General features: G+C 39.3%; 22 protein-coding genes and 1 pseudogene. 20 read left to right on the top strand and 3 right to left on the bottom strand.

Annotated features, from left to right (window positions below):
• Positions 1-23: 23 nt before the first annotated feature.
• Complete coding sequence (locus FQT67_RS05645; protein ID WP_003056149.1) at positions 24-557, top strand: dihydrofolate reductase family protein; 534 nt, start codon at positions 24-26, stop codon at positions 555-557.
• Between the two features lie 55 nt (positions 558-612).
• Here the strand turns inward: FQT67_RS05645 and FQT67_RS05640 are convergent, their stop codons facing one another.
• Positions 613-1596, bottom strand: a complete 984-nt coding sequence (locus FQT67_RS05640; RefSeq protein ID WP_003050541.1) for an L-lactate dehydrogenase — start codon at positions 1594-1596, stop codon at positions 613-615.
• 190 nt (positions 1597-1786) lie between these two features.
• Here FQT67_RS05640 and gyrA point away from each other — a divergent pair, with 190 nt between their 5' ends.
• The 7 genes from gyrA (at position 1787) to FQT67_RS05605 (ending at position 8317) form a co-directional block, all read left to right on the top strand.
• On the top strand, positions 1787-4291 hold the full coding sequence (gyrA, locus tag FQT67_RS05635) for a DNA gyrase subunit A (RefSeq protein WP_046159528.1): 2505 nt from the start codon (positions 1787-1789) through the stop codon (positions 4289-4291).
• Between the two features lie 8 nt (positions 4292-4299).
• Entirely contained in the window at positions 4300-5049 is a 750-nt protein-coding gene (locus FQT67_RS05630) for a sortase (RefSeq protein ID WP_014612256.1), read from the top strand.
• Positions 5050-5131: 82 nt separating this feature from the next.
• Entirely contained in the window at positions 5132-5545 is a 414-nt protein-coding gene (locus FQT67_RS05625) for a VOC family protein (protein ID WP_003061467.1), read from the top strand.
• Positions 5546-5875: 330 nt separating this feature from the next.
• Positions 5876-6244, top strand: a complete 369-nt coding sequence (locus tag FQT67_RS05620; protein ID WP_003059526.1) for a zinc ABC transporter substrate-binding protein — start codon at positions 5876-5878, stop codon at positions 6242-6244.
• Positions 6130-6630, top strand: coding sequence for a zinc ABC transporter substrate-binding protein (locus FQT67_RS05615; RefSeq protein ID WP_142324353.1), 501 nt, complete (start codon positions 6130-6132; stop codon positions 6628-6630). Before FQT67_RS05620 ends, FQT67_RS05615 begins: the two co-directional genes overlap by 115 nt.
• Entirely contained in the window at positions 6627-7085 is a 459-nt protein-coding gene (locus FQT67_RS05610; RefSeq protein ID WP_015057532.1) for a pneumococcal-type histidine triad protein, read from the top strand. Before FQT67_RS05615 ends, FQT67_RS05610 begins: the two co-directional genes overlap by 4 nt.
• Positions 7086-7357: 272 nt before the next feature.
• A complete protein-coding gene (locus FQT67_RS05605) occupies positions 7358-8317 on the top strand; it encodes a DUF1002 domain-containing protein (RefSeq protein WP_046177391.1) in 960 nt (319 codons plus the stop codon).
• 323 nt (positions 8318-8640) lie between these two features.
• Here FQT67_RS05605 and FQT67_RS05595 read toward each other — a convergent pair.
• Positions 8641-8781, bottom strand: a pseudogene (locus FQT67_RS05595) (IS3 family transposase); the annotation flags it as partial.
• A gap of 43 nt (positions 8782-8824) precedes the next feature.
• A protein-coding gene (locus FQT67_RS05590) for an IS3 family transposase (protein WP_143936382.1) occupies positions 8825-9930 on the bottom strand; the annotation gives its coding sequence in 2 pieces (ribosomal slippage) (positions 8825-9654 and positions 9654-9930; 1107 coding nt in all).
• Between the two features lie 272 nt (positions 9931-10202).
• On the opposite strand from FQT67_RS05590, the gene FQT67_RS05585 reads away from it, so the two are divergent.
• From FQT67_RS05585 to FQT67_RS05530, 12 genes are all read left to right on the top strand, one after another.
• Entirely contained in the window at positions 10203-10487 is a 285-nt protein-coding gene (locus FQT67_RS05585) for a hypothetical protein (RefSeq protein WP_015016971.1), read from the top strand.
• A gap of 414 nt (positions 10488-10901) precedes the next feature.
• Positions 10902-12164: an efflux RND transporter periplasmic adaptor subunit gene (locus FQT67_RS05580; protein WP_015016972.1), complete on the top strand. Its 1263-nt coding sequence runs from the start codon at positions 10902-10904 to the stop codon at positions 12162-12164.
• Complete coding sequence (locus tag FQT67_RS05575) at positions 12151-12825, top strand: ABC transporter ATP-binding protein (RefSeq protein WP_002982458.1); 675 nt, start codon at positions 12151-12153, stop codon at positions 12823-12825. The genes FQT67_RS05580 and FQT67_RS05575 overlap by 14 nt, the downstream gene beginning before the upstream one ends.
• 12 nt (positions 12826-12837) lie before the next feature.
• Entirely contained in the window at positions 12838-14055 is a 1218-nt protein-coding gene (locus FQT67_RS05570) for an ABC transporter permease (RefSeq protein ID WP_046159533.1), read from the top strand.
• A gap of 93 nt (positions 14056-14148) precedes the next feature.
• Positions 14149-14802 (top strand): response regulator transcription factor, encoded by a 654-nt coding sequence (locus FQT67_RS05565; RefSeq protein WP_003059317.1) that lies wholly within the window; start codon positions 14149-14151, stop codon positions 14800-14802.
• Positions 14799-16187, top strand: a complete 1389-nt coding sequence (locus FQT67_RS05560) for a HAMP domain-containing sensor histidine kinase (RefSeq protein WP_012766899.1) — start codon at positions 14799-14801, stop codon at positions 16185-16187. Before FQT67_RS05565 ends, FQT67_RS05560 begins: the two co-directional genes overlap by 4 nt.
• Before the next feature lie 101 nt (positions 16188-16288).
• Entirely contained in the window at positions 16289-17917 is a 1629-nt protein-coding gene (locus tag FQT67_RS05555; RefSeq protein WP_046177486.1) for a CHAP domain-containing protein, read from the top strand.
• A gap of 77 nt (positions 17918-17994) precedes the next feature.
• Positions 17995-18246 (top strand): hypothetical protein, encoded by a 252-nt coding sequence (locus FQT67_RS05550; RefSeq protein WP_003056043.1) that lies wholly within the window; start codon positions 17995-17997, stop codon positions 18244-18246.
• A gap of 332 nt (positions 18247-18578) precedes the next feature.
• Positions 18579-19268, top strand: coding sequence for a hypothetical protein (locus tag FQT67_RS05545; RefSeq protein WP_012766901.1), 690 nt, complete (start codon positions 18579-18581; stop codon positions 19266-19268).
• 456 nt (positions 19269-19724) lie between these two features.
• Positions 19725-23126, top strand: a complete 3402-nt coding sequence (locus tag FQT67_RS05540) for a S8 family serine peptidase (protein WP_046177485.1) — start codon at positions 19725-19727, stop codon at positions 23124-23126.
• A 235-nt stretch (positions 23127-23361) separates the two neighbouring features.
• Complete coding sequence (lmb, locus tag FQT67_RS05535) at positions 23362-24282, top strand: metal ABC transporter substrate-binding lipoprotein/laminin-binding adhesin Lmb (protein ID WP_015016979.1); 921 nt, start codon at positions 23362-23364, stop codon at positions 24280-24282.
• Positions 24283-24294: 12 nt separating this feature from the next.
• Positions 24295-26766 carry a pneumococcal-type histidine triad protein gene (locus tag FQT67_RS05530; protein WP_109828643.1) on the top strand — a complete coding sequence of 824 codons (2472 nt, stop codon included), beginning with the start codon at positions 24295-24297 and terminating at the stop codon, positions 26764-26766.
• Positions 26767-26901: the final 135 nt, after the last annotated feature.

Below are 26901 nucleotides of genomic sequence, written 5' to 3'. Positions count from 1 at the left end.
GGAGGCACTTTTTAGGAGGAAAAATGAGAAAAGTAGTCTTGAACATTGCTATGAGTTTAGATGGGTTTATCGCAAGGGAAGACGGGACCTATGATTGGATTGAGGGGCACGGAACGGATGCATATGATAGTGCTAACCAATTTGATAATCCATCCTTCTTTGCTTCCTGTGACACCGTTATTATGGGGCGAAAATCATTTGAAGATTGTCCGATTGAGCTAATAGAAGGCTACCGAGAAAAAACCTTTTATGTGGCTAGTAGTCAAGTAATGACTAGTCCCTATTCAAATGTCTATTTTTCTAAAGATATAGTTAGTACTCTTAAGCAATTGAAAGCAGGAGAGGGAGGACCGATTTGGATATTTGGCGGAGCAGACCTTGTTCATAGCCTGATAGAAGCTGACCTCATCGACCATTACATTATAGGTATCATCCCGACTATTTTGGGTTGTGGTCGGCCTTTGTTTACAGGCAATCGTCAAGAACGTCATTTAAGACTGATAGAATCGACTGTCACAGATGGTATCGCCATGCTACGATATGATAAAAGAGGATAAAAAAAGAGGCCCAGAGGGTCTCTTTTACATGTTTAGGATGTTTTAGATATGGGGATTAGTTTTTAGCAGCAGAAGCAAATTCTTCCTTAGCGAAAGCTTCATCGATGATAGCTTTCAATTGGTTTGCAGAAGCTTGCATTTTTTGGAGTTCAGCATCGTTAAGAGGGATATTAACTGGTCGAACGATACCATATGCGCCAACGATAGCTGGTTGACCAATATAGCAATCTTCAACGCCTTCATATTGTCCTTCTTGGAAAACAGAAAGTGGAAGAACAGCATTTTCATCATCAAGGATAGCTTTTGTAATACGAGCTAGGGCAACTGCAATACCGTAGAAAGTAGCACCTTTTTTGTTGATGATTGAGTAGGCTGCATCACGGACAGAGATGAAAAGATCAACTAAACCTTGCTCATCGATGTCACGGTTTGCTTGTAGCCAATCGTAAAGTCCAACCCCCGCAACGTTAGCGTGTGACCAAACAGCAAATTCTGAATCCCCGTGCTCACCCATGATATAAGCGTGGACTGAACGCGCATCAACCCCAATTTTAGCAGCTAGTGCTTGACGGAAGCGGGCTGAATCTAGTGATGTACCTGATCCAATGACACGCTCTTTAGGGAAGCCTGAGAATTTCCAAGTTGAGTAAGTTAAAACGTCAACTGGGTTAGCAGCAACAAGGAAAATACCATTGAAACCAGATGCAACGATTTGTGTAACAACCTCTTTATTGATACGAAGATTTTTTTCGACAAGGTCAAGGCGTGTTTCACCTGGTTTTTGAGGAGCGCCTGCTGTCAAGACAACGAGATCAGCATCATGACAGTCTGAGTATTCAGCTGCGTAGATTTTTTTAGGTGATGTAAAAGCAAGAGCGTGGCTTAAATCTTCAGCATCTCCTTGAGTTTTTTCTTTAAAAATATCAATAATACCAAGTTCTTGAGCAATATTTTGTGTTACCAATGCAAAAGCGTATGATGAACCAACGGCACCATCGCCGACCAAGATTACTTTTTTGTGTTGTTTAGTTGCAGTCATTTCTAAACATCTCCTTAATTTTATTAGAGCAATCGCTCGTACGATTTTATTTTAACATATTGAGAATTGTTTGTCATGGAATTCAGAAAAATAATGAAAATAGTTTTCTGATAACGCTTCCAGTAAGAAAAAATAAGGATTTTATGGTATAATGGAACATAGTATTGACTAGAAAAGGAGCATTCCTTAAATGCAAGATAGAAATTTAATTGACGTCAATCTGACAAGCGAAATGAAGACGAGTTTCATCGACTACGCTATGAGTGTTATTGTAGCGCGGGCGCTTCCAGATGTGCGTGACGGTTTAAAACCCGTTCATCGTCGTATTCTCTATGGGATGAACGAACTCGGTGTCATGCCTGATAAACCACATAAAAAATCAGCCCGTATTACCGGTGATGTCATGGGTAAATATCATCCACATGGAGATTCTTCTATTTATGAAGCCATGGTTCGTATGGCACAGTGGTGGAGTTATCGTCACATGCTTGTTGATGGTCATGGAAACTTTGGTTCTATGGATGGCGATGGTGCTGCGGCGCAACGTTACACTGAAGCGCGTATGAGTAAAATTGCGCTAGAATTATTAAGAGATATTAATAAAAATACGGTTGATTTTCAAGATAACTATGATGGTAGCGAAAGAGAGCCGCTAGTATTACCAGCCCGCTTCCCTAATCTCTTGGTCAATGGTGCGACCGGTATTGCGGTTGGGATGGCGACTAATATCCCTCCACACAACTTGGCAGAATCAATTGATGCTGTCAAAATGGTCATGGAGAATCCAGATTGCACAACGAGAGATCTCATGGAAGTCATTCCAGGGCCAGATTTTCCGACAGGAGCTCTTGTCATGGGACGTTCAGGAATTCATAGAGCTTACGATACAGGAAAAGGCTCTATTGTCTTGCGGTCGCGTACAGAGATTGAAACCACTAAAACTGGTCGTGAACGTATTGTGGTGACGGAATTTCCTTATGGTGTCAACAAAACAAAAGTACATGAACATATTGTTCGTTTGGCTCAAGAAAAACGCATCGAAGGCATTACTGCTGTGCGTGATGAATCTAGTCGCGAAGGGGTGCGCTTCGTTATTGAAATCCGTCGTGATGCCTCAGCTAATGTGATTTTGAACAACCTTTTCAAATTGACGAGTCTTCAAACAAACTTTAGCTTTAACATGCTAGCTATTGAAAATGGTGTTCCTAAAATCTTATCATTAAGACAAATTATTGATAATTACATTAGCCATCAAAAAGAAGTGATTACTCGCCGTACTCAATTTGATAAGAATAAGGCAGAAGCTAGAGCTCATATTTTAGAAGGATTGTTGATTGCTCTAGATCACTTGGATGAAGTCATTGCTATTATCCGAAACAGTGAGACGGATGTCATTGCCCAAGCAGAATTAATGTCTCGTTTTAACTTATCTGAACGTCAAAGCCAAGCCATTTTGGATATGCGTTTGCGTCGTTTGACTGGTTTGGAGCGAGATAAAATCCAATCAGAATATGATGAATTGTTAGCTTTGATTGCTGATTTAGCTGATATTCTAGCTAAGCCGGAACGCGTTGTGACTATTATTAAAGAAGAGATGGATGAGATTAAGCGTAAATACGCTAACTCTCGTCGCACAGAATTAATGATTGGTGAAGTCCTCTCTCTAGAGGATGAAGATTTAATCGAAGAAGAAGACGTTTTAATCACCTTATCCAATAAAGGTTACATCAAACGTCTTGCTCAAGATGAATTCCGTGCCCAAAAACGTGGGGGCCGTGGTGTTCAAGGAACAGGGGTCAATGATGACGATTTTGTTCGTGAGCTGGTATCAACAAGTACCCATGACACCTTGCTCTTCTTTACGAATTTTGGACGGGTTTATCGTTTGAAAGCTTACGAAATTCCTGAATACGGTCGCACAGCCAAAGGCCTTCCAATAGTTAATTTGTTAAAATTGGAAGATGGTGAAACTATTCAAACCATTATCAATGCACGCAAGGAAGAAACCGCTGGAAAATCTTTCTTCTTTACCACAAAACAAGGGGTTGTCAAACGTACAGAAGTATCTGAGTTTAATAATATCCGACAAAACGGTCTTCGTGCCCTCAATCTGAAAGAGGGAGACCAACTGATTAACGTGCTACTGACCAATGGTCAAGACGATATCATTATTGGAACTCAGTCCGGTTATTCTGTCCGCTTTAATGAGGCAAGTATCCGTAACATGGGCCGCTCTGCGACAGGAGTTCGTGGTGTCAGTCTTCGTGAGGACGATAGAGTTGTCGGTGCTTCACGTATCAATGATCATCAGGAAGTCCTCGTGATTACTGAAAATGGTTATGGGAAACGAACTGAGGCCACAGAATACCCAACCAAAGGCAGAGGGGGTAAAGGGATTAAGACAGCTAACATCACTCCTAAAAACGGGCAACTGGCTGGACTTGTAACTGTTGATGGCACAGAAGATATTATGGTCATTACTAATAAAGGGGTTATTATTCGAACAAACGTGGCTAATATCTCCCAAACGGGTCGTGCTACCTTAGGTGTTAAAGTGATGAAATTAGATGCAGATGCTAAAATCGTGACATTTGCTTTGGTTCAAGCAGATGATGAGGAAGAAACTATTGGTGAGGTAGAGCAAAGCCAAATCCCAGCTGCTACAGATACGACACCAAATAATGACAAGGAGTAACGAAACGAATGGTAAAAAAACAACGTCGTCAGAGTAGAAAAACGATGTCATGGGCAAGGAAAATTCTGATTGCTGTCCTTTTAATTCTTGGGTTGGCCTTACTCTTTAATAAGCCCATTCGCAACACATTAATTGCATGGAATTCTAACAAGTATCAAGTAACCAAGGTATCCAAAAAGGAGATCAAAAAAAATAAGGAAGTCAAATCGACTTTTGATTTTCAGGCTGTTGAGCCAGTCAGCACAGAAGCTGTTTTACAAGCACAAATGGCTGCTCAAGAACTTCCTGTTATAGGAGGTATTGCTATACCAGAAGTTGGTATTAACCTACCAATTTTTAAAGGGTTAGGCAATGTCGAATTAATTTATGGTGCTGGAACCATGAAAGAGGACCAAGTTATGGGAGGAGAGAATAATTATTCTCTTGCCAGTCATCATATTTTTGGAATTACAGGTTCATCTCAAATGCTCTTTTCGCCGCTTGAAAGAGCACAAAAAGGGATGTCCATCTATTTAACAGATAAAGAAAAAATTTACGAATATACCATAAAAGATGTTTTCACGGTAGCTCCTGAACGTGTTGATGTTATCAATGATACAGCTGGTCTCAAAGAAGTGACTTTAGTGACTTGTACAGATATCGAAGCAACAGAACGTATTATTGTCAAAGGAGAACTAAAAACAGAATACGATTTTGATAAAGCGCCTGCCGATGTATTGAAAGCTTTTAATCATTCTTATAACCAAGTATCTACTTAATAGAGGCGACGACATCATTTAATAAGTAGGAGGAGGCCATAACGAGTCCTTCCCTACTTTTTCTTTTGAAAGGAGAGGGATTATGCGCTTAGATGCTATCCACCACGTGGCTGTTATTGTCTCAGATTATGAGGCATCAAAAGATTTTTATGTTAATAAGTTAGGATTTCGTATTATTCGAGAGAATCACAGACCGGAGAGACATGATTATAAGTTGGATTTAGCCTGTGGTCAGATTGAATTGGAGATATTTGGAAATGTTACCAGCGATCCTTTTTATAAAGCCCCACCAAAACGTGTCGGTAGACCAGAATTTGACAGAGAAGCCTGTGGTTTGAGACATCTTGCCTTTCGTGTTACCAACATTGAGGGTTATGTAGATGACCTAAAGAGCTTAGGAATTCCAGTAGACCCTATCAGGTATGATGATTATACAGGTGAGAAAATGACTTTCTTTTTTGATCCGGATGGCTTGCCTTTAGAGTTACATGAATAAGTTAGTGAATTCCCTATTGGTGTCTTTGACAATCAGTAGGGTTTTTGATTGCTTTAAAAGAATATTGGCTTCTCATCAAATGATAAGAGATTGACAAGAGAATTAAAAGATGATATGCTATCAGATGATTAACTAGTTAAGAGAGTTTATATGAGAAAAATATTGTTACTATTGTCAAATGGCTATGCTTAAGTTTCCTTTTTGTGGGCTTGTCTGGTTGCCGGTCTGTTGATAAACCATTAGCAAAAGGCTTACATATCAAGACCAGCTTTTATCCCGTTTATGCTTTGACAAAGGAGATTTCGGGAGATTTACAACCAGATTGACCTGATGGTGAAAACGGTTAGTATACATTCTTATGAACCTAGTCCTAATGTGGTTGCTAGGACCTATGATGCGGATATTTTCATTTATCATTCCAATATCCTAGAATCAGGGCTGGCTGATTTAGCTCCCCAGCTTAGAAAAAAGGTAGTACTTGTTTTAGAGGGAGCTGCTCATTTGCCATTAGAAAGGGTGCAGAGTCTGGAAAAAGTTCCCTTAAAGAAAGGCATGTCCGCAAATGCGCTCAATGACCCTCATACGTGGACAGATCTTCTATTAGTCAGCCAAGTAGCAGATGCTATTGCCACATTATTAGCAAAAAAGATCCTGACCATAAGGAGTATTACCTCAAAAATGCCAAGCGTTTTAAGTTAAAGGCTCAGAAGCTAGTAGAACGGTATCAAGCGAAATTCGCTAATCTTCCCCGTCATACCTTTGTGACACAGCACATAGCATTTTCCTATTTAGCAAAACGTTTTAGCCTAACGCAACTAGGCATTTCAGGTGTCTCCCCAGAACAAGAACCGAGTCCCCAACAGTTGGCTGATATGAAGCGTTTTATTGAACGATATGGTGTCAAAACAATTCTTATGGAAGAAAATGTTTCTGCCAAACTCGCCAAAACGCTAGCAAAAAGTAGTGGGATTAGTGTGAGACAATTAAGCCCCCTTGAAATCGCTCCAGATAATCAAAAATCTTATCTTGACAATTTGGAGATGAATTTAGCCGTACTTTATGATGTCTTGGAGAAAGAAAAATGAACAAACGCATTAATGTAACGATAGTACTAGCTGTCATCTTATGTGGTCTAACAGCTTGTAAACCTCAATCGATGGAGGATGCTAAGCCCAAGAGTGATCAAAGTCATAAAACAAGTCACAAAAGCCACGAAAAAGTGCTAAAAGATGACAGTGATAAAACCCCAGCAGAAATTGATCAAAAAGAAAGTATTGCTGCTGAGCAAATTGTTGTTTCGATTTCAGATGACGGGTTTGTTACCTCACATGGAGATCATTACCATTTTTACAATGGAGAAGTTCCATTTGACAGTTTATTGTCAACGGAATTATTGGCTCCTGAAGATTACCAGTTTGACAATAGCCATGTTATCAGTGACATTCAAAATGGTTATATCCTTAAAGTAGGTGAGACCTACTACGTTTATTTGAAAAATCAAAACCATCGAGACAATCTTAGAACGGTTCCAGAAGAATAAGTTTGATGGTAACATAGTAACAACTAATGACTGTTCTTTGGAAGAATTTCCAAAGGGCATTTTTTGTTTCAGGAGTGACGCTGATGCTGACAGTTTTTAATCGTCTTATGATAGAAAAAATGCTACAATAGTCCCACTGGATTTTGAAAAAGAAGATGGAATAGAGGTTTGTGACAGATTATAATGAGAGGTTTGCAACAGTAGTTGTGCCTATCCACCATTTGGAACAGCCCTCATCCCATAGGAAATTTAGCTTCATTGAGGTAATGAAAATGATTTATAAAAAACCGTTTGTGGCAGGTGCTCTTGTGTTAGCATCGGTCTTTACCATCCAAACAGCTTTCGCAGCAACGACTAACGTCCAAACTGTTATTGATGAACACTATGTGCAGCCGGATTATGTATTAGGCTACTCCTTATCGCCTGATCAACAGAACCAAACGTTGAGTTTGCTTCACTACAATAGTGCTAAGGATAAACAAATTAAAACATTGAACACTACAGCCTATGCTTCTATTATGAATGTAGCAGATGATCCGAACCTTCAGCTTTATTCTTCTGTTAAAATTCAAAAGTTAGGAGCAAAAGAGACCTTAACGGTGACAATCGAGACACCCCAGACGATTCAAAAAGTGACTCAGGACATGTATCGAAATGCAGCAGTTACTCTTGGCATTGAGCATGCAAGTATTCAAGTTGCCTCTCCTATCCCTGTCACTGGAGAATCAGCACTGGCCGGTATTTATTACTCCTTAGAAAAAAATGGCGCCAAAGTTCCAGAGGAGAACAAGCAGCTTGCACAAGAAGAATTAGCCACGCTGTCTAGTATCAATGCTAATAATGCGGGTAAGGCAGGTTATGATGCTGATAAGTTAAATGTTGCCTTAACTGATATCAAAGCAGCTGTGGCAGAAGGTGGAAAGAACCTCTCAGAGGATCGTGTCCGTCAGATTGTTGAAGATACCTTGAAAAATTACGGCTTAAATCAATCTGTAACAGCCGATCAAATCAACGTCATTGTTAATTTTGCTATTCATCTATCTAATAGTGGTGTCATTACAAATGGTCAATTTGTGGAAACTCTAAATGATTTAAAAGCAAGTATTGTTAGCAAGGCTAATGGAACTTTTGACCACATTGATCTTCATTTTGATGCCAATCAAGCCCTTGATAAGGGCAAGGGCATTTGGCAACAGATTGTGGATTTTTTCAAGCAGTTTATTAATGGCTGATCATGCCACGTCTAAAAAAGGGTAAGGATATTTTCCTTTCAAGCCTTGTGGCAGTAGTTCTATTTGTTCATAAAAACTGGATGGTCGCATCCAGTTTTTTCTTATCTAAAAATTTTTTAACCTAACTTAAAAATCTTTCAGATATTGATTTATTTGTTTATCACTCTCATACCTTGGAGGCTTGGGCAGGTAAACCAGATGCTAGTAAGCACCAATCAACGGTTAAAATTGTTGAAGCTTCAAAAGGGTTAGTTATGGATAAGGTAGAAGTGGACTAATGTCAAATAAGTAGACAGAAAACCGTGTTATTTTATTACGTTAAACTAATTTTCTTCTTTCTGATTAGGGGTTAGTCCTAGATTAGCCGTATGTGGGTTGTAATTGTTATAAAAATTTTCAATATATTCAAAGCAGTCTAATTGAACCTGTTTGATATTTTGATACTTTTTTCGGTTGATTTGTCTGAAAAGGCAACACTTTTCTGTACAACATTTATAAAGTGTTTTTCTAGGCAATTAATCTTTTAGTCATTGGTGTTTGGTAGTTGAGACTACCATGAATGCGGTGGTAATTCCACCAATGAACATAGTCTTTAGTCTTAAGAGCTAGTTCTTCCAGCGATTGAAAAGTTTCTTGATAAACAAATTCAATTTTGAAAGCACGATACGTACTTTCAGCTACGGCATTGTCATAAGGACAACCAGCCTGACTAAGCGAACGTGTGATTCCAAAGGCTTCCAATATTTCATCAATTAACTGATTATCAAACTCTTTGCCACGATCTGAATGGAACATCTTGACTTTGGTCAGGGCGTAAGGGATGCTTTGTATGGCTTGCTTAACGAGTTCAGCGGTCTTGTGCCAACCAAGAGACAGGCCGATGATTTCACGGTTGTATAGGTCAATGATGAGGCAAACATAAGCCCAACGATTGCCTACACGAACATAGGTTAAGTCAGTGACTAAGGCATGTAGTGGTCTTTCTTGCTTAAATTGCCTGTCTAAGTGGTTGGGAATAGGGGCTTCATTCTTGCCTCTGGAATGTGGTTTGAAGGTGGCTTTCTGATAAACAGAAACCAAATTGAGTCGCTTCATAATGCGTCGAATCCGACGACGTGAACGTGTGATACCTTCGTTATTCAAGCATATTTTGATTTTTCTGAATCCGTATCTGGACTCGCTCTCGAGAAAAATAGCTTTGATATTTTCTTCAAGTTCCGCTTCAGATACTGGTTCTACAGCTTTGTAATAATAGCTAGAACGAGGAATGCTCAACCAACGACACATGGCTGAAATGCTATAGTTATCCTTATTAGCAGTGATTATTTCCCTTTTTGTGCCATAATCACCGCTGCTTGCTTTAGGATATCTAATTGCATTTCGAGTTCTTTATTGTGTTTCCTGAGTTCAATCAGCTCCCGCTGTTCATCTGTCAAATTATCAACAGACTTGAATGAACCTGTTGTTTTGGCTTGTCTAACCCACTTATCGAAGGTGGAAGGGGTTAGCTCATATTCCTTGATGAGACTGCTACGCTTTCTACCAACATTGTAAAGGTCAACAATTTGTTGCTTAAAATCATCGGTGAAGTGACGACGTACTTTTCTAGACATGGTTTTTCTCCCGTTTTTCTTAAGTGTAGAACACTTTATAATTTTTGTCTAGTTTAGTGTAACCTATTCAATAGGTTGTCCTTTCGTTTTTGTGTCTTTTAAAACAGATTGTAACACACAAAGTTTTGTCTACTTTTATAGTATACATCCATTAAAAAATTGAAATGGATTTTTGATACTGACAAAAAAACAGATAAAAAATAGATTATCGTTAGAAAAAGAGTAGATGCATTTGCTAGAATAAAGATATCAAAAAAAAGGAGCATTTCACTATGAAATTAAAAAAAGTTTTAGTTCTTCCCGTCTTAGCATTAGCAGCAACATGTTTTTTAACAGCTTGTGGTACAAAAAAAGATTCTAAAAAAGAAGAAGTCAAAGAAATAAAAATGTCTGATATTAAAGACGATGCGGTTAGCAAAAAAACAAAAGTGGTTGATGGAGAGGAAGTTACGGAGTACACAACAAAAGATGGAAATGTGATTCAAATTCCTACAGGAAATGAAGAAGACATAGAGTCAAAAGATAGTGGTGGAGCAGATACTTCTGCCAAAAACTAAGGGTTACGATGAATAGCATAAGGTGACTCGCAAACGTTAACCATAACCTCGGGTAGTTTGCCTAGGGTGGTAACTAACTTATCATAATGCTTAAATAGCCAAACACACTAACTCGCAAATGTACAAAATCATATATCCGTGCTTATGTGAGCGAACGGTTATATGATTTTTGTTTTTAAAAAAAGAACGCTGAAGTAGCTAGTTTGTTGTGTTCAAGGTGTTAAGAAGGAAGTGTTAGAATGAAAAAAAGATTAATTGTACCTGTCATCATACTATTTGTAATCGGATTAATCGTTGGTGTTAAACATCATCGTGACTAGTAGGTCTTGCTAGTGACCGTTCAAAATGGATAAAGTTGGTATGGTATAACTATAAAATAGTATAAAAAGAAAAAATAGTTATTGAGGAGAAAGTATGTTTCAGTTAAGAAGAAAAATGACGCGCAAACAATTAGCCTTGTTGAGTGCTGGAGTATTGACCTGTGTGGTTGGTGGTAGTTACTTGATAATGAACCATCAACAACAAGAAATTGTCTCTAGTGTCAACAAAGTAAAAGCCTTAACCATAAAAGAAGCTATGGAACAAGGAAAAGATATCAGCTTGACCTTAGCTGGCGAAGTAACAGCTAACAACAGCAGCAAAGTCAAAATCGACTCAAGTAAAGGAGAAGTCAAAGATGTCTTTGTCAAAAAAGGCGATGTTGTCAAAGTAGGACAACCCTTGTTTAGCTATGAAACGTCACAACGGTTAACGGCTCAAAGTTCAGAATTTGATGTTCAAACCAAAGCTAATCAACTCCAAGTTGCTAAAACTAATGCAGCATTGAAGTGGGAAACCTATAATCGCAAGGTCAATGAAATCAACACCCTAAAATCACGCTACAACACCGCACCAGATGAGAGCTTACTAGAACAAATTCGCAGCGCAGAAGATAGTGTCTCTCAAGCACTAAGTGATGCCAAAACAGCAGATAGTGAGATTAAAACCGCTCAAATCGAACTAGATAAAGCTAATGTCACTGCCGCAACCGAAAAAGATAGACTAGAGTATGACACCATTAAGTCAGACACTGCGGGGACAATTGTCAGCCTAAATGCTGATTTGCCAAATCAATCAAAATCTAAAAAAGAAAGTGAAACTTTTATGGAAATTATTGACAAATCAAAAATGTTAGTCAAAGGTAACATCAGTGAATTTGATCGTGACAAGTTAAAAATCGGTCAAAAAGTCGAAGTGATTGACCGCAAAGACAACTCTAAAAAATGGACTGGAAAAGTGACCCAAGTTGGCAACCTCAAAGCCGAGGCGACAGATCAAGGTCAAGGTGGCAATGACCAACAAGACAATCCAAACCAAGCAAAATTCCCTTATGTTATCGAACTTGACCAATCAGACAAGCAGCCACTCATTGGTTCACACACCTATATCAATGTGCTCAACAATGCTCCAGAAGCTGGCAAGATTGTATTGAAAGAAACCTTTACAATGGCAGAAAATGGAAAAACCTATGTGTGGAAAGTTGATAAAAACAAGGTCAAAAAACAAGAAATCAAGACTAAGCCCTTCTCAAAAGGTTATGTTGAGGTGACAAGTGGCTTGACCATGCAAGATAAGATTGCTCAGCCGCTTCCTGGCATGAAAGACGGTATGGAGGTAGGAAGTATTGTTAAACCTTAAAGATATTCGAAAAAGCTATCATCTTGGGACTGAAGAATTTGCGATTTTAAAAGGAATCGATTTAGAAGTTAACGAGGGTGACTTTTTAGCCATCATGGGACCATCAGGTTCAGGAAAGTCAACATTGATGAATATCATTGGGTGCTTAGATAAGCCTGGCTCTGGCTCATATGCCATTGAAGGCAGAGACGTGTCGTCCTTATCTGATAATGAACTTGCTGATTTGCGCAATCAAAAAATCGGCTTTGTTTTTCAAAACTTTAACCTGATGCCCAAGCTAACAGCTTGTCAAAACGTCGAATTGCCCTTGACCTACATGAATGTTCCTAAAAAAGAGCGTCGCAAACGAGCCCTAGAGATGTTAAAGCTAGTAGGACTAGAAGAACGTAGTGAATTTAAACCGATGGAGCTATCTGGTGGGCAAAAACAGCGTGTAGCGATTGCAAGAGCTTTAGTCACTAACCCAAGCTTTATCCTTGGCGATGAGCCAACAGGTGCACTAGACACAAAAACCAGCGTCCAAATCATGGACCTATTTAAACAATTCAATGATAACGGCAAAACGATTATTATCATCACACACGAGCCTGAAGTAGCTGCCTTATGCAAAAAGACAGTGATCCTAAGAGATGGTAATATAGAACATTCCGATATAGAGTAAAGGGGGAAAATAATGGAAGATATTATTGCAGCTTTAGGCTCTATATTATCACACAAGATGCGGTCAATTTTGACAATGCTAGGGATTATTATCGGTATTGGTGCCATTATCGCAATCTTTTCAATCATCGAAGGTAATACCGAAAATACCAAAAGACAGTTGATTGGTGGCAGCAATAACACTATTAACATTGTGTTTAACAAAAAAAGTAGTATTGACCCTAAATTTCCAGACAAGTCAAATGCTAAAAAACCAGACTATCTTCCTTTTATGGCTGAAGAAGAGCTTAGCAAAATACAGCAAGTCAAAGGCGTCAAAAACGCCCTGATCTCATATGGTATTGATGACAAAGTCTATCATCTAGGCCAAAAATCATCTGCAAAGATTTCTGCCATCACAAAAAACGTAGCTGAAGTGAGACGCATGACATTCATTAAAGGTAGTGACTTTTCAGACAAAGACTTTATTGACCAAAAACAGGTGATTTACCTTGAAAAAAGCTTGTATGAGTCACTATTTCCAAAAGACGATGGCCTTGGAAAATTTGTCGAAGTGATGGGAAATCCCTTCAGGGTCATTGGGGTGTTTGAATCAAAAGAACAAAGTGGCCTCACAAGTGGGACTGAGAAAATTGCTTATATTCCGCTACATCAGTGGTATAATATTAATAGTGTAGTGGATGCGACACCTGAGATCACGATCCAAACCTATCGCGCAGATGATCTCAAACCTGTAGCAAAGCGTGTCAGTGATATGCTCAATCAAACGATCCCTAAATCAGATTATATGTTTGGTGTCATGAACCTTAAAGAATTTGAACGCCAACTAGACAACCTAAACAAATCTAATTTTGTGTTATTAGCTGGTATTGCTAGCATCTCTCTTATCGTAGGTGGTATTGGTGTGATGAACATTATGCTAGTATCAGTTACCGAAAGAACGAGAGAAATTGGGATCAAAAAAGCGCTTGGCGCTAGACGTAAGCTTATTTTAAAACAATTTTTAATTGAAGCGGTCATTCTAACCTTGCTAGGTGGTGTGATAGGGGTTATTTCAGGGATGGTATCAGGATTAATCATCACAAGATCACTCGAGTATCCCTATATCCTATCCTTGTTCTCAGTTGTCTTGAGTTTAGCGTTTTGTTGTATTATAGGGATTGTCTTTGGACTATTACCAGCCATTAAAGCGTCTAAGCTAGACCCAATTGAAGCATTGCGATTTGAATAATCAACCAAACAAGCATAAAAGTCAAAAAGGATGACCCTTTGATGTCATCCTTAGCTGCTTGATACACTAAACGCCAATCTAGAAAGGAAAGTTATGTTTAAAATATTAGTAGTTGAAGATGATGATACTATCAGTCAAGTGATTTGTGAGTTTTTAAAAGCGAATAACTATGATCCAGATTGTGTGTTTGATGGCCAAGCTGCCTTAGACAAGTGGCAGACAACGTCTTATGATCTGATTATTTTAGACATCATGCTCCCTTCCTTAAGTGGCTTAGAAGTGCTAAAAACAATTCGAAAGACATCAGATATCCCTATTATTATGCTAACGGCATTAGATGACGAGTACACACAGCTTGTAAGCTTCAACCATTTGATTAGTGATTATGTGACCAAACCATTTTCACCACTCATTTTAATCAAACGTATCGAAAATGTATTACGCGTCTCTACTCCAGATGAAAAGCACCAAATCGGAGACTTACTTGTTGATGAGATCGAACATAGCGTCTATTGGCAAGGAACATTGGTCAAACTAACTAAAAAAGAGTATGACATTATTGATTATTTAGCAAAACGTCACCAAAAGATTGTCACCAGAGACCAATTGATGGATGACATATGGGGCTATTCTGAACTGGACACGCGTGTACTTGACAACCACATCAAGAACCTTCGTAAAAAAATGACGGGCATTCCCCTCAAGACAATTACAGGCATGGGCTATTTATTGGGAGAGCGTGAGTGAGACTAATTAAAAAAACCTTTTTGGTCATCAATGGCTTAATTATTGTAGTGGTTACCTCTATTTTGTTAGTGCTTTATTTTGCAATGCCAATTTATTACACCAAAGTCAAAGACAAGGAAGTTAAGCGTGAATTTGACCAAACAAGCAAGCAAATTAAAGGCAAAACGGTAACCGAGATTAGAGATATCCTAACAAAAAAAATCAACAAAGATAATATTTGGTACAGCTTAGTAGACAGTGATAACCAACTGCTCTATCCTTCCTTGCAGCTCCTAGACGGTGTCAGTGAAAGCAAAGACAGTCAAAATGTTAATATCGTCACCACCTTTGACAACTCTTATTCTAATGTTAAGGTGATGAGTCAAAAAGTAACCCTGCGCGATGGAAAAAAAATGACATTGCTTGGGCAATCTTCACTTCAACCCGTAACAGATGCTAGCAAAGTTCTCCTTGACCTCTACCCGTCACTATTGATTTTTTCAGTGACCCTAGGGAGTATTGTCGCCTACTTATATAGTAGGACTTCTAGCCGGCGTATCCTTAGCATGTCACAAACCGCCCAAAAAATGGTCAACCTAGAACCAAACTTAACGTGTACCATTCACGGCAAAGATGAAATAGCAATGTTGGCTAGTGATATTAACCGTTTGTATGCGAGTCTTTCAACGAGCATCAAATCCTTGCAAAAAGAGTATGAAAAAGCTTCTGATTCAGAAAGAGAGAAATCTGAGTTTTTACGCATGACATCGCACGAGCTAAAGACACCAATCACCAGTGTTATCGGAATGATTGATGGAATGCTCTATAATGTTGGTGACTTTGCAGATCGTGACAAATATTTGCGAAAATGCCGAGACGTCCTTGAAGGGCAAGCCCAACTGGTTCAATCCATTTTATCTTTATCTAAGATTGAAACCCTAGCTTCTCAAAATCAAGAACTGTTTTCACTAAAAAGCAGCCTAGAAGAAGAAATGGAAGTCTTTCTCGTTTTATCAGAACTAAAACACCTCAAAGTGACTATCAATCTCGAAGAACAATTCGTCAAAGCCAATAAAGTATACCTACTAAAGGCGATTAAAAATATTATTGACAATGCCTTTCACTATACCAAATCAGGCGGCCAAGTGATGATTCAACTAAAAGATAACCAACTAGTGATTAAAAATGAAGCAGAGACATTATTGACACAACAGCAGATGAAACAGTTATTCCAACCGTTTTATCGACCAGATTATAGTCGTAACAGGAAAGACGGTGGTACAGGATTGGGGCTGTTTATTACCCACCAGATTCTTGATCAGCATCATCTGGCTTATCGTTTTGTTGTTTTTGATCAAAGATGGATGGTATTTACGATTGATTTTCCATCCCATCATGACGATTGATCCACACTAGTAGGACGACAAAAGTAATCAATCACTAACCATGCCTTGACCTTTACCCATCATTGTTTAGGCAAGTATAAAAAAGAGGAGAGAAATCATATATGAAGAAAAGGAAATTGTTAGCAGTAACACTATTAAGTACCATACTCTTAAACAGTGCAGTGCCATTAGTTGTTGCTGACACCTCCTTGCGTAATAACACATCATCCACTGATCAGCCTACTACAGCAGATACTGATACGGATGACAAGAGTGAAACAGCAAAAAAAGACAAAAAAAGCAAGGAAACAGCGTCACAGTACGACACCCAAAAAGACCATAAGCCATCACACGATCACCTACCCCCCTCTTCAAATGATACTGAGCAGACCGATCAGGCATCATCTGAAGCTACTGACAAACCAAATAAAGACAAAAACAACACCAATCAACCAGACAGCAGTGATCAATCCACCCCATCTCCCAAAGACCAGTCGTCTCAAAAAGAGTCACAAAACAAAGATGGCCGACCTACCCCATCACCTGATCAGCAAAAAGATCAGACACCTGATAAAACACCAGAAAAATCAGCTGAAAAAACCCCTGAAAAAGGACCAGAAAAATCAGCTGAAAAAACCCCAGAGCCAAATCGTGACACTCCAAAACCCATCCAACCTCCTTTAGCAGCAGCAGCTCCTGTCTTTGCACCGTGGAGAGAAAGTGACAAAGACCTGAGCAAGCTAAAACCAAGCAGTCGCTCATCAGCCGCTTACGTGAGACACTGGACAGGTGAGTCTGCCTACACTCACAACCTGTTGTCACGCCGTTATGGGATTACTGCTGAACAGCTAGATGGTTTTTTGAACAGTCTAGGTATTCACTATGATAAAGAACGCTTAAACGGAAAGCGTTTATTAGAATGGGAAAAACTAACAGGACTAGACGTTCGAGCTATCGTAGCTATTGCAATGGCAGAAAGCTCACTAGGTACTCAGGGAGTTGCTAAAGACAAAGGAGCCAATATGTTTGGTTATGGTGCCTTTGACTTCAACCCAAACAATGCCAAAAAATACAGCGATGAGGTTGCTATTCGTCACATGGTAGAAGACACCATCATTGCCAACAAAAACCAAACCTTTGAAAGACAAGACCTCAAAGCAAAAAAATGGTCACTAGGCCAGTTGGATACCTTGATTGATGGTGGGGTTTACTTTACAGATACAAGTGGCAGTGGGCAAAGACGAGCAGATATCATGACCAAACTAGACCAATGGATAGATGATCATGGAAGCACACCTGAGATTCCAGAACATCTCAAGATAACTTCCGGGACACAATTTAGCGAAGTGCCCGTAGGTTATAAAAGAAGTCAGCCACAAAACGTTTTGACCTACAAGTCAGAGACCTACAGCTTTGGCCAATGCACCTGGTACGCCTATAATCGTGTCAAAGAGTTAGGTTATCAAGTCGATAGGTACATGGGTAACGGTGGCGACTGGCAGCGCAAACCAGGTTTTGTGACCACCCATAAACCTAAAGTGGGCTATGTCGTCTCATTTGCACCAGGCCAAGCAGGAGCAGATGCAACCTATGGTCACGTCGCTGTTGTAGAGCAAATCAAAGAAGATGGTTCTATCTTAATTTCAGAGTCAAATGTTATGGGACTAGGCACCATTTCCTATCGGACGTTCACAGCTGAGCAGGCTCGTTTGTTGACCTATGTCGTAGGGGACAAACTCCCAAGACCATAACCCCACAACCAAGAAGCTACCTGCCTGTTGACCAATCTCAAAAAGAGACAGCGTCAACTTAGAATGAGGTTCATCAGATGATAAAGAAAGTGACCACCCCGAGTCAAAAAATAAAAAAACGTGTTCGTAATGGCTATCTCCTAAAACTAGGTACAGCCTGTTTACTCTTAAGTATACTAAGTTATGGCATTGGTCTTTTGGGCCAGCCTAGCATGGAAAATACGTTTATGGGAATAGCGAGTGTTGCCATGTTAGGAAGTGTCTGTTTCTTTATTATCTTTGCTCTAAACCGTATCTTTGACGCACTAGAGGACAATCTGCGAGATTAGGGTAATAGATTAAATAATCTTCCAATAATTTAGAGTACAAGCTAAGTTACTTAAAAAAAGTGTGCCTGAGGATAGTTTTCCTAAGGGATTGTGATTTGGCAAATTCTTTACTAATGAAAGAAATGTAGGCGAAAATATTGTACATAGATTTCATCTTAAAAGCCCATCATTCTAATTTTACTTAATAAGTAAAAGATCTGTGATCAAAACGACTGGAAGTGGGTACTGATTCGCAGCAATATACTCGGCCTAAAACAAAACTAAAAATACTTAAAGAAAGGGTTTATATTAGTGGAAACTCCCTACCAATATAAACATTAGGAGAAATTTTCATGAAAAATAGATCAAAAGGACTGTATACAGTGGTTATCTTACTCTTATGTTTAACTGTCTTTGGATGTCAAAAAAAAGATGAAGATAAGGTAACAGGACCGAAAAATACGACGACTGAGATTGCAAGTGCGTCACAAGATGACAATGATGCACAAAGCACCTTTAAGCCGTCAGACTATACTTTACCCCCAAAGGAAGAGTACATTTATGAATATTTAGGACTGAAATTTAAACTATCGGAAAAATTCCAGAAATATCTAAAAGAAAAGAAAATAGCTATGTTAGACGATCAAAGTCCACTGGATGAAGAGTTAAAATATGGGGTCCTAACCTTTGATGAAATGACAGAAGAACAAAAAAATGCCAGTTTAAACCTAATTGGAGATGGATATGATAAATGGAAAGAACAACTTAAAAGAGTGGGGACAATTGGCATGTTTAAGAAAGGCTTGTCAGAAGAAGAGATAACAAAAATGACAAAATGCAATCATCATAAGATTATCGGGGAGTCTTCGGATGGTAAGTACGTCTATTATTTAAGTTCTAATAAAGAGGCTATGAAGGATTTTGTACAAGAACTGGATAAGACTAAAATAGAAAAGATAGAAAAGAAAGATAGTCCAGAAGGTGGTTATGTGTTGTCTGAAAAAACAGATGTAGCAAATACTGAAGCCTTTACAGTAAACTAAATGAGTAACAGAACAGATGTTAAGGTACCAATGACAGAAATCGAGAGATAGCTACCGTCAACAGGCGAAGCAACCAAAGAAAACTAAGCTATCACTTTGTAATACTGAGTGAACATCAAGAGAGAACCAGTCGGTTCTCTCTTTTATGTCTAAAAGAATGAGGATAAGGAGGTCACAAACTAAGCAACTCTTAAAAAGCTGAGCTTTACTAATAATCATCTTTGTTTTATAATGAATATGTTATTAATATAATTAATAAATGAGATACATTTATTAATTATGACAAAAGCAAGAAAAATAGCTGTATCATATGCAAATAACCTCCTGTTTGCTCTTTAAAAAAGACGTTATCCTTATTTCTCCACGCACAGATGGATAACTAGGAGAGAATCGTTTGATTCTCTCTTTTCTTAATGGTCATAAAGACAAAGTCTCTCATCATGAAAGGACGACACATTGCGTAAAAAACAGAAACTACCATTTGATAAACTTGCCATTGCGCTTATGTCTACGAGCATCTTGCTCAATGCACAATCAGACATCAAAGCAAATACTGTGACAGAAGACACTCCTGCTACCGAACAAACAGTAGAAACTCCACAACCAACAGCGGTTTCTGAGGAAGCACCATCATCAAAGGAAACTAAAACCCCACAAACTCCTAGTGATGCAGGAGAAACAGTAGCAGATGACGCTAATGATCTAGCCCCTCAAGCTCCTGCTAAAACTGCTGATACACCAGCAACCTCAAAAGCGACTATTAGGGATTTGAACGACCCTTCTCAGGTCAAAACCCTGCAGGAAAAAGCAGGCAAGGGAGCTGGGACTGTTGTTGCAGTGATTGATGCTGGTTTTGATAAAAATCATGAAGCGTGGCGCTTAACAGACAAAGCCAAAGCACGTTACCAATCAAAAGAAGATCTTGAAAAAGCTAAAAAAGAGCACGGTATTACCTATGGCGAGTGGGTCAATGATAAGGTTGCTTACTACCATGACTATAGTAAAGATGGTAAAACCGCTGTCGATCAAGAGCACGGCACACACGTGTCAGGAATCTTATCAGGAAATGCTCCATCTGAAACGAAAGAACCTTACCGCCTAGAAGGTGCGATGCCTGAGGCTCAATTGCTTTTGATGCGTGTCGAAATTGTAAATGGACTAGCAGACTATGCTCGTAACTACGCTCAAGCTATCAGAGATGCTGTCAACTTGGGAGCTAAGGTGATTAATATGAGCTTTGGTAATGCTGCACTAGCTTACGCCAACCTTCCAGACGAAACCAAAAAAGCCTTTGACTATGCCAAATCAAAAGGTGTTAGCATTGTGACCTCAGCTGGTAATGATAGTAGCTTTGGGGGCAAGACCCGTCTACCTCTAGCAGACCATCCTGATTATGGGGTGGTTGGGACACCTGCAGCGGCAGACTCAACATTGACAGTTGCTTCTTACAGCCCAGATAAACAGCTCACTGAAACTGCTACGGTCAAAACAGCCGATCAGCAAGATAAAGAAATGCCTGTTCTTTCAACAAACCGCTTTGAGCCAAACAAGGCTTACGACTATGCTTATGCTAATCGAGGGACGAAAGAGGATGATTTTAAGGATGTCAAAGGTAAGATTGCCCTTATTGAACGTGGCGATATTGATTTCAAAGATAAGATTGCAAAAGCTAAAAAAGCTGGTGCTGTAGGAGTCTTGATCTATGACAATCAGGACAAGGGCTTCCCGATTGAATTGCCAAATGTTGATCAGATGCCTGCGGCCTTTATCAGTCGAAAAGCTGGTCTCTTATTAAAAGACAATCCCCAAAAAACCATCACCTTCAATGCGACACCTAAGGTATTGCCAACAGCAAGTGGCACCAAACTAAGCCGCTTCTCAAGCTGGGGTCTGACAGCTGACGGCAATATTAAGCCAGATATTGCAGCACCCGGCCAAGATATTTTGTCATCAGTGGCTAACAACAAGTATGCCAAACTTTCTGGAACTAGTATGTCTGCGCCATTAGTAGCGGGTATCATGGGACTGTTGCAAAAGCAGTATGAGACACAGTATCCTGATATGACACCATCAGAGCGTCTTGATTTAGCTAAAAAAGTATTGATGAGCTCAGCAACTGCCTTATATGATGAAGATGAAAAAGCTTATTTTTCTCCTCGCCAACAAGGAGCAGGAGCAGTCGATGCTAAAAAAGCTTCAGCAGCAACGATGTATGTGACAGATAAGGACAATACCTCAAGCAAGGTTCACCTGAACAATGTTTCTGATAAATTTGAAGTAACAGTAACAGTTCACAACAAATCTGATAAACCTCAAGAGTTGTATTACCAAGCAACTGTTCAAACAGATAAAGTAGATGGAAAACACTTTGCCTTGGCTCCTAAAGCATTGTATGAGACATCATGGCAAAAAATCACAATTCCAGCCAATAGCAGCAAACAAGTCACCGTTCCAATCGATGCTAGTCGATTTAGCAAGGACTTGCTTTCCCAAATGAAAAATGGCTATTTCTTAGAAGGTTTTGTTCGTTTCAAACAAGATCCTAAAAAAGAAGAGCTTATGAGCATTCCATATATTGGTTTCCGAGGTGATTTTAGCAATCTGTCAGCCTTAGAAAAACCAATTTATGATAGCAAAGACGGTAGCAGCTACTATCATGAAGCAAATAGTGATGCCAAAGACCAATTAGATGGTGACGGATTACAGTTTTACGCTCTAAAAAATAACTTTACAGCACTTACCACAGAGTCTAACCCGTGGACGATTATTAAAGCTGTCAAAGAAGGGGTTGAAAACATAGAGGATATCGAATCTTCAGAGATCACAGAAACCATTTTTGCAGGTACTTTTGCAAAACAAGACGATGATAGCCACTACTATATCCACCGTCACGCTAATGGCAAGCCATATGCTGCGATCTCTCCAAATGGGGACGGTAACAGAGATTATGTCCAATTCCAAGGTACGTTCTTGCGTAATGCTAAAAACCTTGTGGCTGAAGTCTTGGACAAAGAAGGAAATGTTGTTTGGACAAGTGAGGTAACCGAGCAAGTTGTTAAAAACTACAACAATGACTTGGCAAGCACACTTGGTTCAACCCGTTTTGAAAAAACGCGTTGGGACGGTAAAGATAAAGACGGCAAAGTTGTTGCTAACGGAACCTACACCTATCGTGTCCGCTACACTCCGATTAGCTCAGGTGCAAAAGAACAACACACTGATTTTGATGTGATTGTAGACAATACGACACCTGAAGTCGCAACATCGGCAACATTCTCAACAGAAGATCGTCGTTTGACACTTGCATCTAAACCAAAAACCAGCCAACCGGTTTACCGTGAGCGTATTGCTTACACTTATATGGATGAGGATCTGCCAACAACAGAGTATATTTCTCCAAATGAAGATGGTACCTTTACTCTTCCTGAAGAGGCTGAAACAATGGAAGGCGCTACTGTTCCATTGAAAATGTCAGACTTTACTTATGTTGTTGAAGATATGGCTGGTAACATCACTTATACACCAGTGACTAAGCTATTGGAGGGCCACTCTAATAAGCCAGAACAAGACGGTTCAGATCAAGCACCAGACAAAAAACCAGAAACTAAACCAGAACAAGACGGTTCAGGTCAAACACCAGGTAAAACTCCTCAAAAAGGTCAACCTTCTCGTACTCTAGAGAAACGATCTTCTAAGCGTGCTTTAGCTACAAAAGCATCAACAAGAGATCAGTTACCAATGACTAATGACAAGGATACAAATCGTTTACATCTCCTTAAGTTAGTTATGACCACTTTCTTCTTGGGATTAGTAGCTCATATCTTTAAAACAAAACGCCAAAAAGAAACTAAAAAATAGTATTACTTAAACTGATAAGAGCTTATTTAATAGAGAGAACCAATTTGGTTCTCTTTATTTTTTTAGATGTGCTGCCTCATCAAAAAGAAGTTAGGACAAATAGCTGTCAACAATTGTCTTTTGCTTATCTCTTCAGTTGCTGTGATAAAAGATGGTAGTTGCCATTGACAAAGCATTGATAAAGGAGTAAAATTAACTGGTTAATAACTGGTTAAATTATAATTGAGGAGGTACTATGAAAAAAGGTTTTTTTCTCATGGCTATGGTTGTGAGTTTAGTAATGATAGCAGGGTGTGATAAGTCAGCAAACCCCAAACAGCCTACGCAAGGCATGTCAGTTGTAACCAGCTTCTACCCAATGTATGCGATGACAAAAGAAGTATCTGGAGACCTCAATGATGTGAGGATGATCCAATCAGGTGCAGGCATTCATTCCTTTGAACCGTCTGTAAATGATGTGGCAGCTATTTATGACGCGGATTTGTTTGTTTACCATTCACATACCTTAGAAGCTTGGGCAAGGGATCTAGACCCTAATTTAAAAAAATCAAAGGTTGATGTGTTTGAAGCGTCAAAACCTCTGACACTAGATAGAGTCAAAGGGCTAGAAGATATGGAAGTCACACAAGGCATTGACCCTGCGACACTTTATGACCCACATACCTGGACGGATCCCGTTTTAGCTGGTGAGGAAGCTGTTAATATCGCTAAAGAGCTAGGACGTTTGGATCCTAAACACAAAGACAGTTACACTAAAAATGCTAAGGCTTTCAAAAAAGAATCAGAGCAACTAACCGAAGAATACACTCAAAAATTTAAAAAGGTGCGCTCAAAAACATTCGTGACGCAACACACGGCATTTTCTTATCTGGCTAAACGATTCGGCTTGAAACAACTTGGTATCTCGGGTATTTCTCCAGAGCAAGAGCCCTCTCCTCGCCAATTGAAAGAAATTCAAGACTTTGTCAAAGAATACAACGTCAAGACTATTTTTGCAGAAGACAATGTCAATCCCAAAATTGCTCATGCTATTGCGAAATCAACAGGAGCTAAAGTAAAGACATTAAGTCCACTTGAAGCTGCTCCAAGCGGAAACAAGACATATCTAGAAAATCTTAGAGCAAATTTGGAAGTGCTCTATCAACAGTTGAAGTAAAGGAGATTATTAGTGAAGAAAACATATGGTTATATCGGCTCAGTTGCTGCTATTTTACTAGCTACTCATATTGGAAGCTACCAACTTGGTAAGCATCATATGGGTCCAGCAACAAAGGACAATCAGATTGCCTATATTGATGATAGCAAAGGTAAGGCAAAAGCCCCTAAAACAAACAAAACGATGGATCAAATCAGTGCTGAAGAAGGCATCTCTGCTGAACAGATCGTAGTCAAAATTACTGACCAAGGCTATGTGACCTCACACGGTGACCATTATCATTTTTACAATGGGAAAGTTCCTTATGATGCGATTATTAGTGAAGAATTGTTGATGACGGATCCTAATTATCGTTTTAAACAATCAGACGTTATCAATGAAATCTTAGACGGTTACGTTATTAAAGTCAATGGCAACTATTATGTTTACCTCAAGCCAGGTAGCAAGCGCAAAAACATTCGAACCAAACAACAAATTGCTGAGCAAGTAGCCAAAGGAACTAAAGAAGCTAAAGAAAAAGGTTTAGCTCAAGTGGCCCATCTCAGTAAAGAAGAAGTTGCGGCAGTCAATGAAGCAAAAAGACAAGGACGCTATACTACAGACGATGGCTATATTTTTAGTCCGACAGATATCATTGATGATTTAGGAGATGCTTATTTAGTACCTCATGGTAATCACTACCATTATATTCCTAAAAAAGATTTGTCTCCAAGTGAGCTAGCTGCTGCACAAGCCTACTGGAGTCAAAAACAAGGTCGAGGTGCTAGACCGTCTGATTACCGCCCGACACCAGCCCCAGGTCGTAGGAAAGCCCCAATTCCTGATGTGACGCCTAACCCTGGACAAGGTCATCAGCCAGATAACGGTGGCTATCATCCAGCGCCTCCTAGGCCAAATGATGCGTCACAAAACAAACACCAAAGAGATGAGTTTAAAGGAAAAACCTTTAAGGAACTTTTAGATCAACTACACCGCCTTGATTTGAAATACCGTCATGTGGAAGAAGATGGGTTGATTTTTGAACCGACTCAAGTGATCAAATCAAACGCTTTTGGGTATGTGGTGCCTCATGGAGATCATTATCATATTATCCCAAGAAGTCAGTTATCACCTCTTGAAATGGAATTAGCAGATCGATACTTAGCCGGCCAAACTGAGGACAATGACTCAGGTTCAGAGCACTCAAAACCATCAGATAAAGAAGTGACACATACCTTTCTTGGTCATCGCATCAAAGCTTACGGAAAAGGCTTAGATGGTAAACCATATGATACGAGTGATGCTTATGTTTTTAGTAAAGAATCCATTCATTCAGTGGATAAATCAGGAGTTACAGCTAAACACGGAGATCATTTCCACTATATAGGATTTGGAGAACTTGAACAATATGAGTTGGATGAGGTCGCTAACTGGGTGAAAGCAAAAGGTCAAGCTGATGAGCTAGCTGCTGCTTTGGATCAGGAACAAGGCAAAGAAAAACCACTCTTTGACACTAAAAAAGTGAGTCGCAAAGTAACAAAAGATGGTAAAGTGGGCTATATGATGCCAAAAGATGGCAAGGACTATTTCTATGCTCGTGATCAACTTGATTTGACTCAGATTGCCTTTGCCGAACAAGAACTAATGCTTAAAGATAAGAAGCATTACCGTTATGACATTGTTGACACAGGTATTGAGCCACGACTTGCTGTAGATGTGTCAAGTCTGCCGATGCATGCTGGTAATGCTACTTACGATACTGGAAGTTCGTTTGTTATCCCTCATATTGATCATATCCATGTCGTTCCGTATTCATGGTTGACGCGCGATCAGATTGCAACAATCAAGTATGTGATGCAACACCCCGAAGTTCGTCCGGATGTATGGTCTAAGCCAGGGCATGAAGAGTCAGGTTCGGTCATTCCAAATGTTACGCCTCTTGATAAACGTGCTGGTATGCCAAACTGGCAAATTATCCATTCTGCTGAAGAAGTTCAAAAAGCCCTAGCAGAAGGTCGTTTTGCAACACCAGACGGCTATATTTTCGATCCACGAGATGTTTTGGCAAAAGAAACTTTTGTATGGAAAGATGGCTCCTTTAGCATCCCAAGAGCAGATGGCAGTTCATTGAGAACCATTAATAAATCTGATCTATCCCAAGCTGAGTGGCAACAAGCTCAAGAGTTATTGGCAAAGAAAAACGCTGGTGATGCTACTGATACGGATAAACCCAAAGAAAAGCAACAGGCAGATAAGAGCAATGAAAACCAACAGCCAAGTGAAGCCAGTAAAGAAGAAGAAAAAGAATCAGATGACTTTATAGACAGTTTACCAGACTATGGTCTAGATAGAGCAACCCTAGAAGATCATATCAATCAATTAGCACAAAAAGCTAATATCGATCCTAAGTATCTCATTTTCCAACCAGAAGGTGTCCAATTTTATAATAAAAATGGTGAATTGGTAACTTATGATATCAAGACACTTCAACAAATAAACCCTTAACCAAAAGAAGATCTCATTGTTAAAGCACTGCTTTGTCAAAGCAAGTTACGGTGATTTTGAAGTCATTTTATGTAACGAGTAGTGATAAAAGTTGGATAATAGCGGTTTTCTTTTGCAAAGAAATGGTATCCATGT

This window comes from Streptococcus sp. NCTC 11567 (assembly GCF_902141215.1).
GTDB lineage: Bacteria > Bacillota > Bacilli > Lactobacillales > Streptococcaceae > Streptococcus > Streptococcus dysgalactiae.
Note: the sequence above shows the minus strand (reverse complement) of the source record. Positions and strands in the feature narration are given on the sequence as shown.

Excerpts from the sequence above, each read along its gene's own strand:
- FQT67_RS05645 (WP_003056149.1), top strand. The coding sequence starts at position 24 with ATGAGAAAAGTAGTCTTGAACATTGCTATGAGTTTAGATGGGTTTATC.
- FQT67_RS05640 (WP_003050541.1), bottom strand. The coding sequence starts at position 1,596 with ATGACTGCAACTAAACAACACAAAAAAGTAATCTTGGTCGGCGATGGT.
- gyrA (WP_046159528.1), top strand. The coding sequence starts at position 1,787 with ATGCAAGATAGAAATTTAATTGACGTCAATCTGACAAGCGAAATGAAG.
- FQT67_RS05630 (WP_014612256.1), top strand. The coding sequence starts at position 4,300 with ATGGTAAAAAAACAACGTCGTCAGAGTAGAAAAACGATGTCATGGGCA.
- FQT67_RS05625 (WP_003061467.1), top strand. The coding sequence starts at position 5,132 with ATGCGCTTAGATGCTATCCACCACGTGGCTGTTATTGTCTCAGATTAT.
- FQT67_RS05620 (WP_003059526.1), top strand. The coding sequence starts at position 5,876 with ATGGTGAAAACGGTTAGTATACATTCTTATGAACCTAGTCCTAATGTG.
- FQT67_RS05610 (WP_015057532.1), top strand. The coding sequence starts at position 6,627 with ATGAACAAACGCATTAATGTAACGATAGTACTAGCTGTCATCTTATGT.
- FQT67_RS05605 (WP_046177391.1), top strand. The coding sequence starts at position 7,358 with ATGATTTATAAAAAACCGTTTGTGGCAGGTGCTCTTGTGTTAGCATCG.
- FQT67_RS05585 (WP_015016971.1), top strand. The coding sequence starts at position 10,203 with ATGAAATTAAAAAAAGTTTTAGTTCTTCCCGTCTTAGCATTAGCAGCA.
- FQT67_RS05580 (WP_015016972.1), top strand. The coding sequence starts at position 10,902 with ATGTTTCAGTTAAGAAGAAAAATGACGCGCAAACAATTAGCCTTGTTG.
- FQT67_RS05570 (WP_046159533.1), top strand. The coding sequence starts at position 12,838 with ATGGAAGATATTATTGCAGCTTTAGGCTCTATATTATCACACAAGATG.
- FQT67_RS05565 (WP_003059317.1), top strand. The coding sequence starts at position 14,149 with ATGTTTAAAATATTAGTAGTTGAAGATGATGATACTATCAGTCAAGTG.
- FQT67_RS05555 (WP_046177486.1), top strand. The coding sequence starts at position 16,289 with ATGAAGAAAAGGAAATTGTTAGCAGTAACACTATTAAGTACCATACTC.
- FQT67_RS05550 (WP_003056043.1), top strand. The coding sequence starts at position 17,995 with ATGATAAAGAAAGTGACCACCCCGAGTCAAAAAATAAAAAAACGTGTT.
- FQT67_RS05545 (WP_012766901.1), top strand. The coding sequence starts at position 18,579 with ATGAAAAATAGATCAAAAGGACTGTATACAGTGGTTATCTTACTCTTA.
- lmb (WP_015016979.1), top strand. The coding sequence starts at position 23,362 with ATGAAAAAAGGTTTTTTTCTCATGGCTATGGTTGTGAGTTTAGTAATG.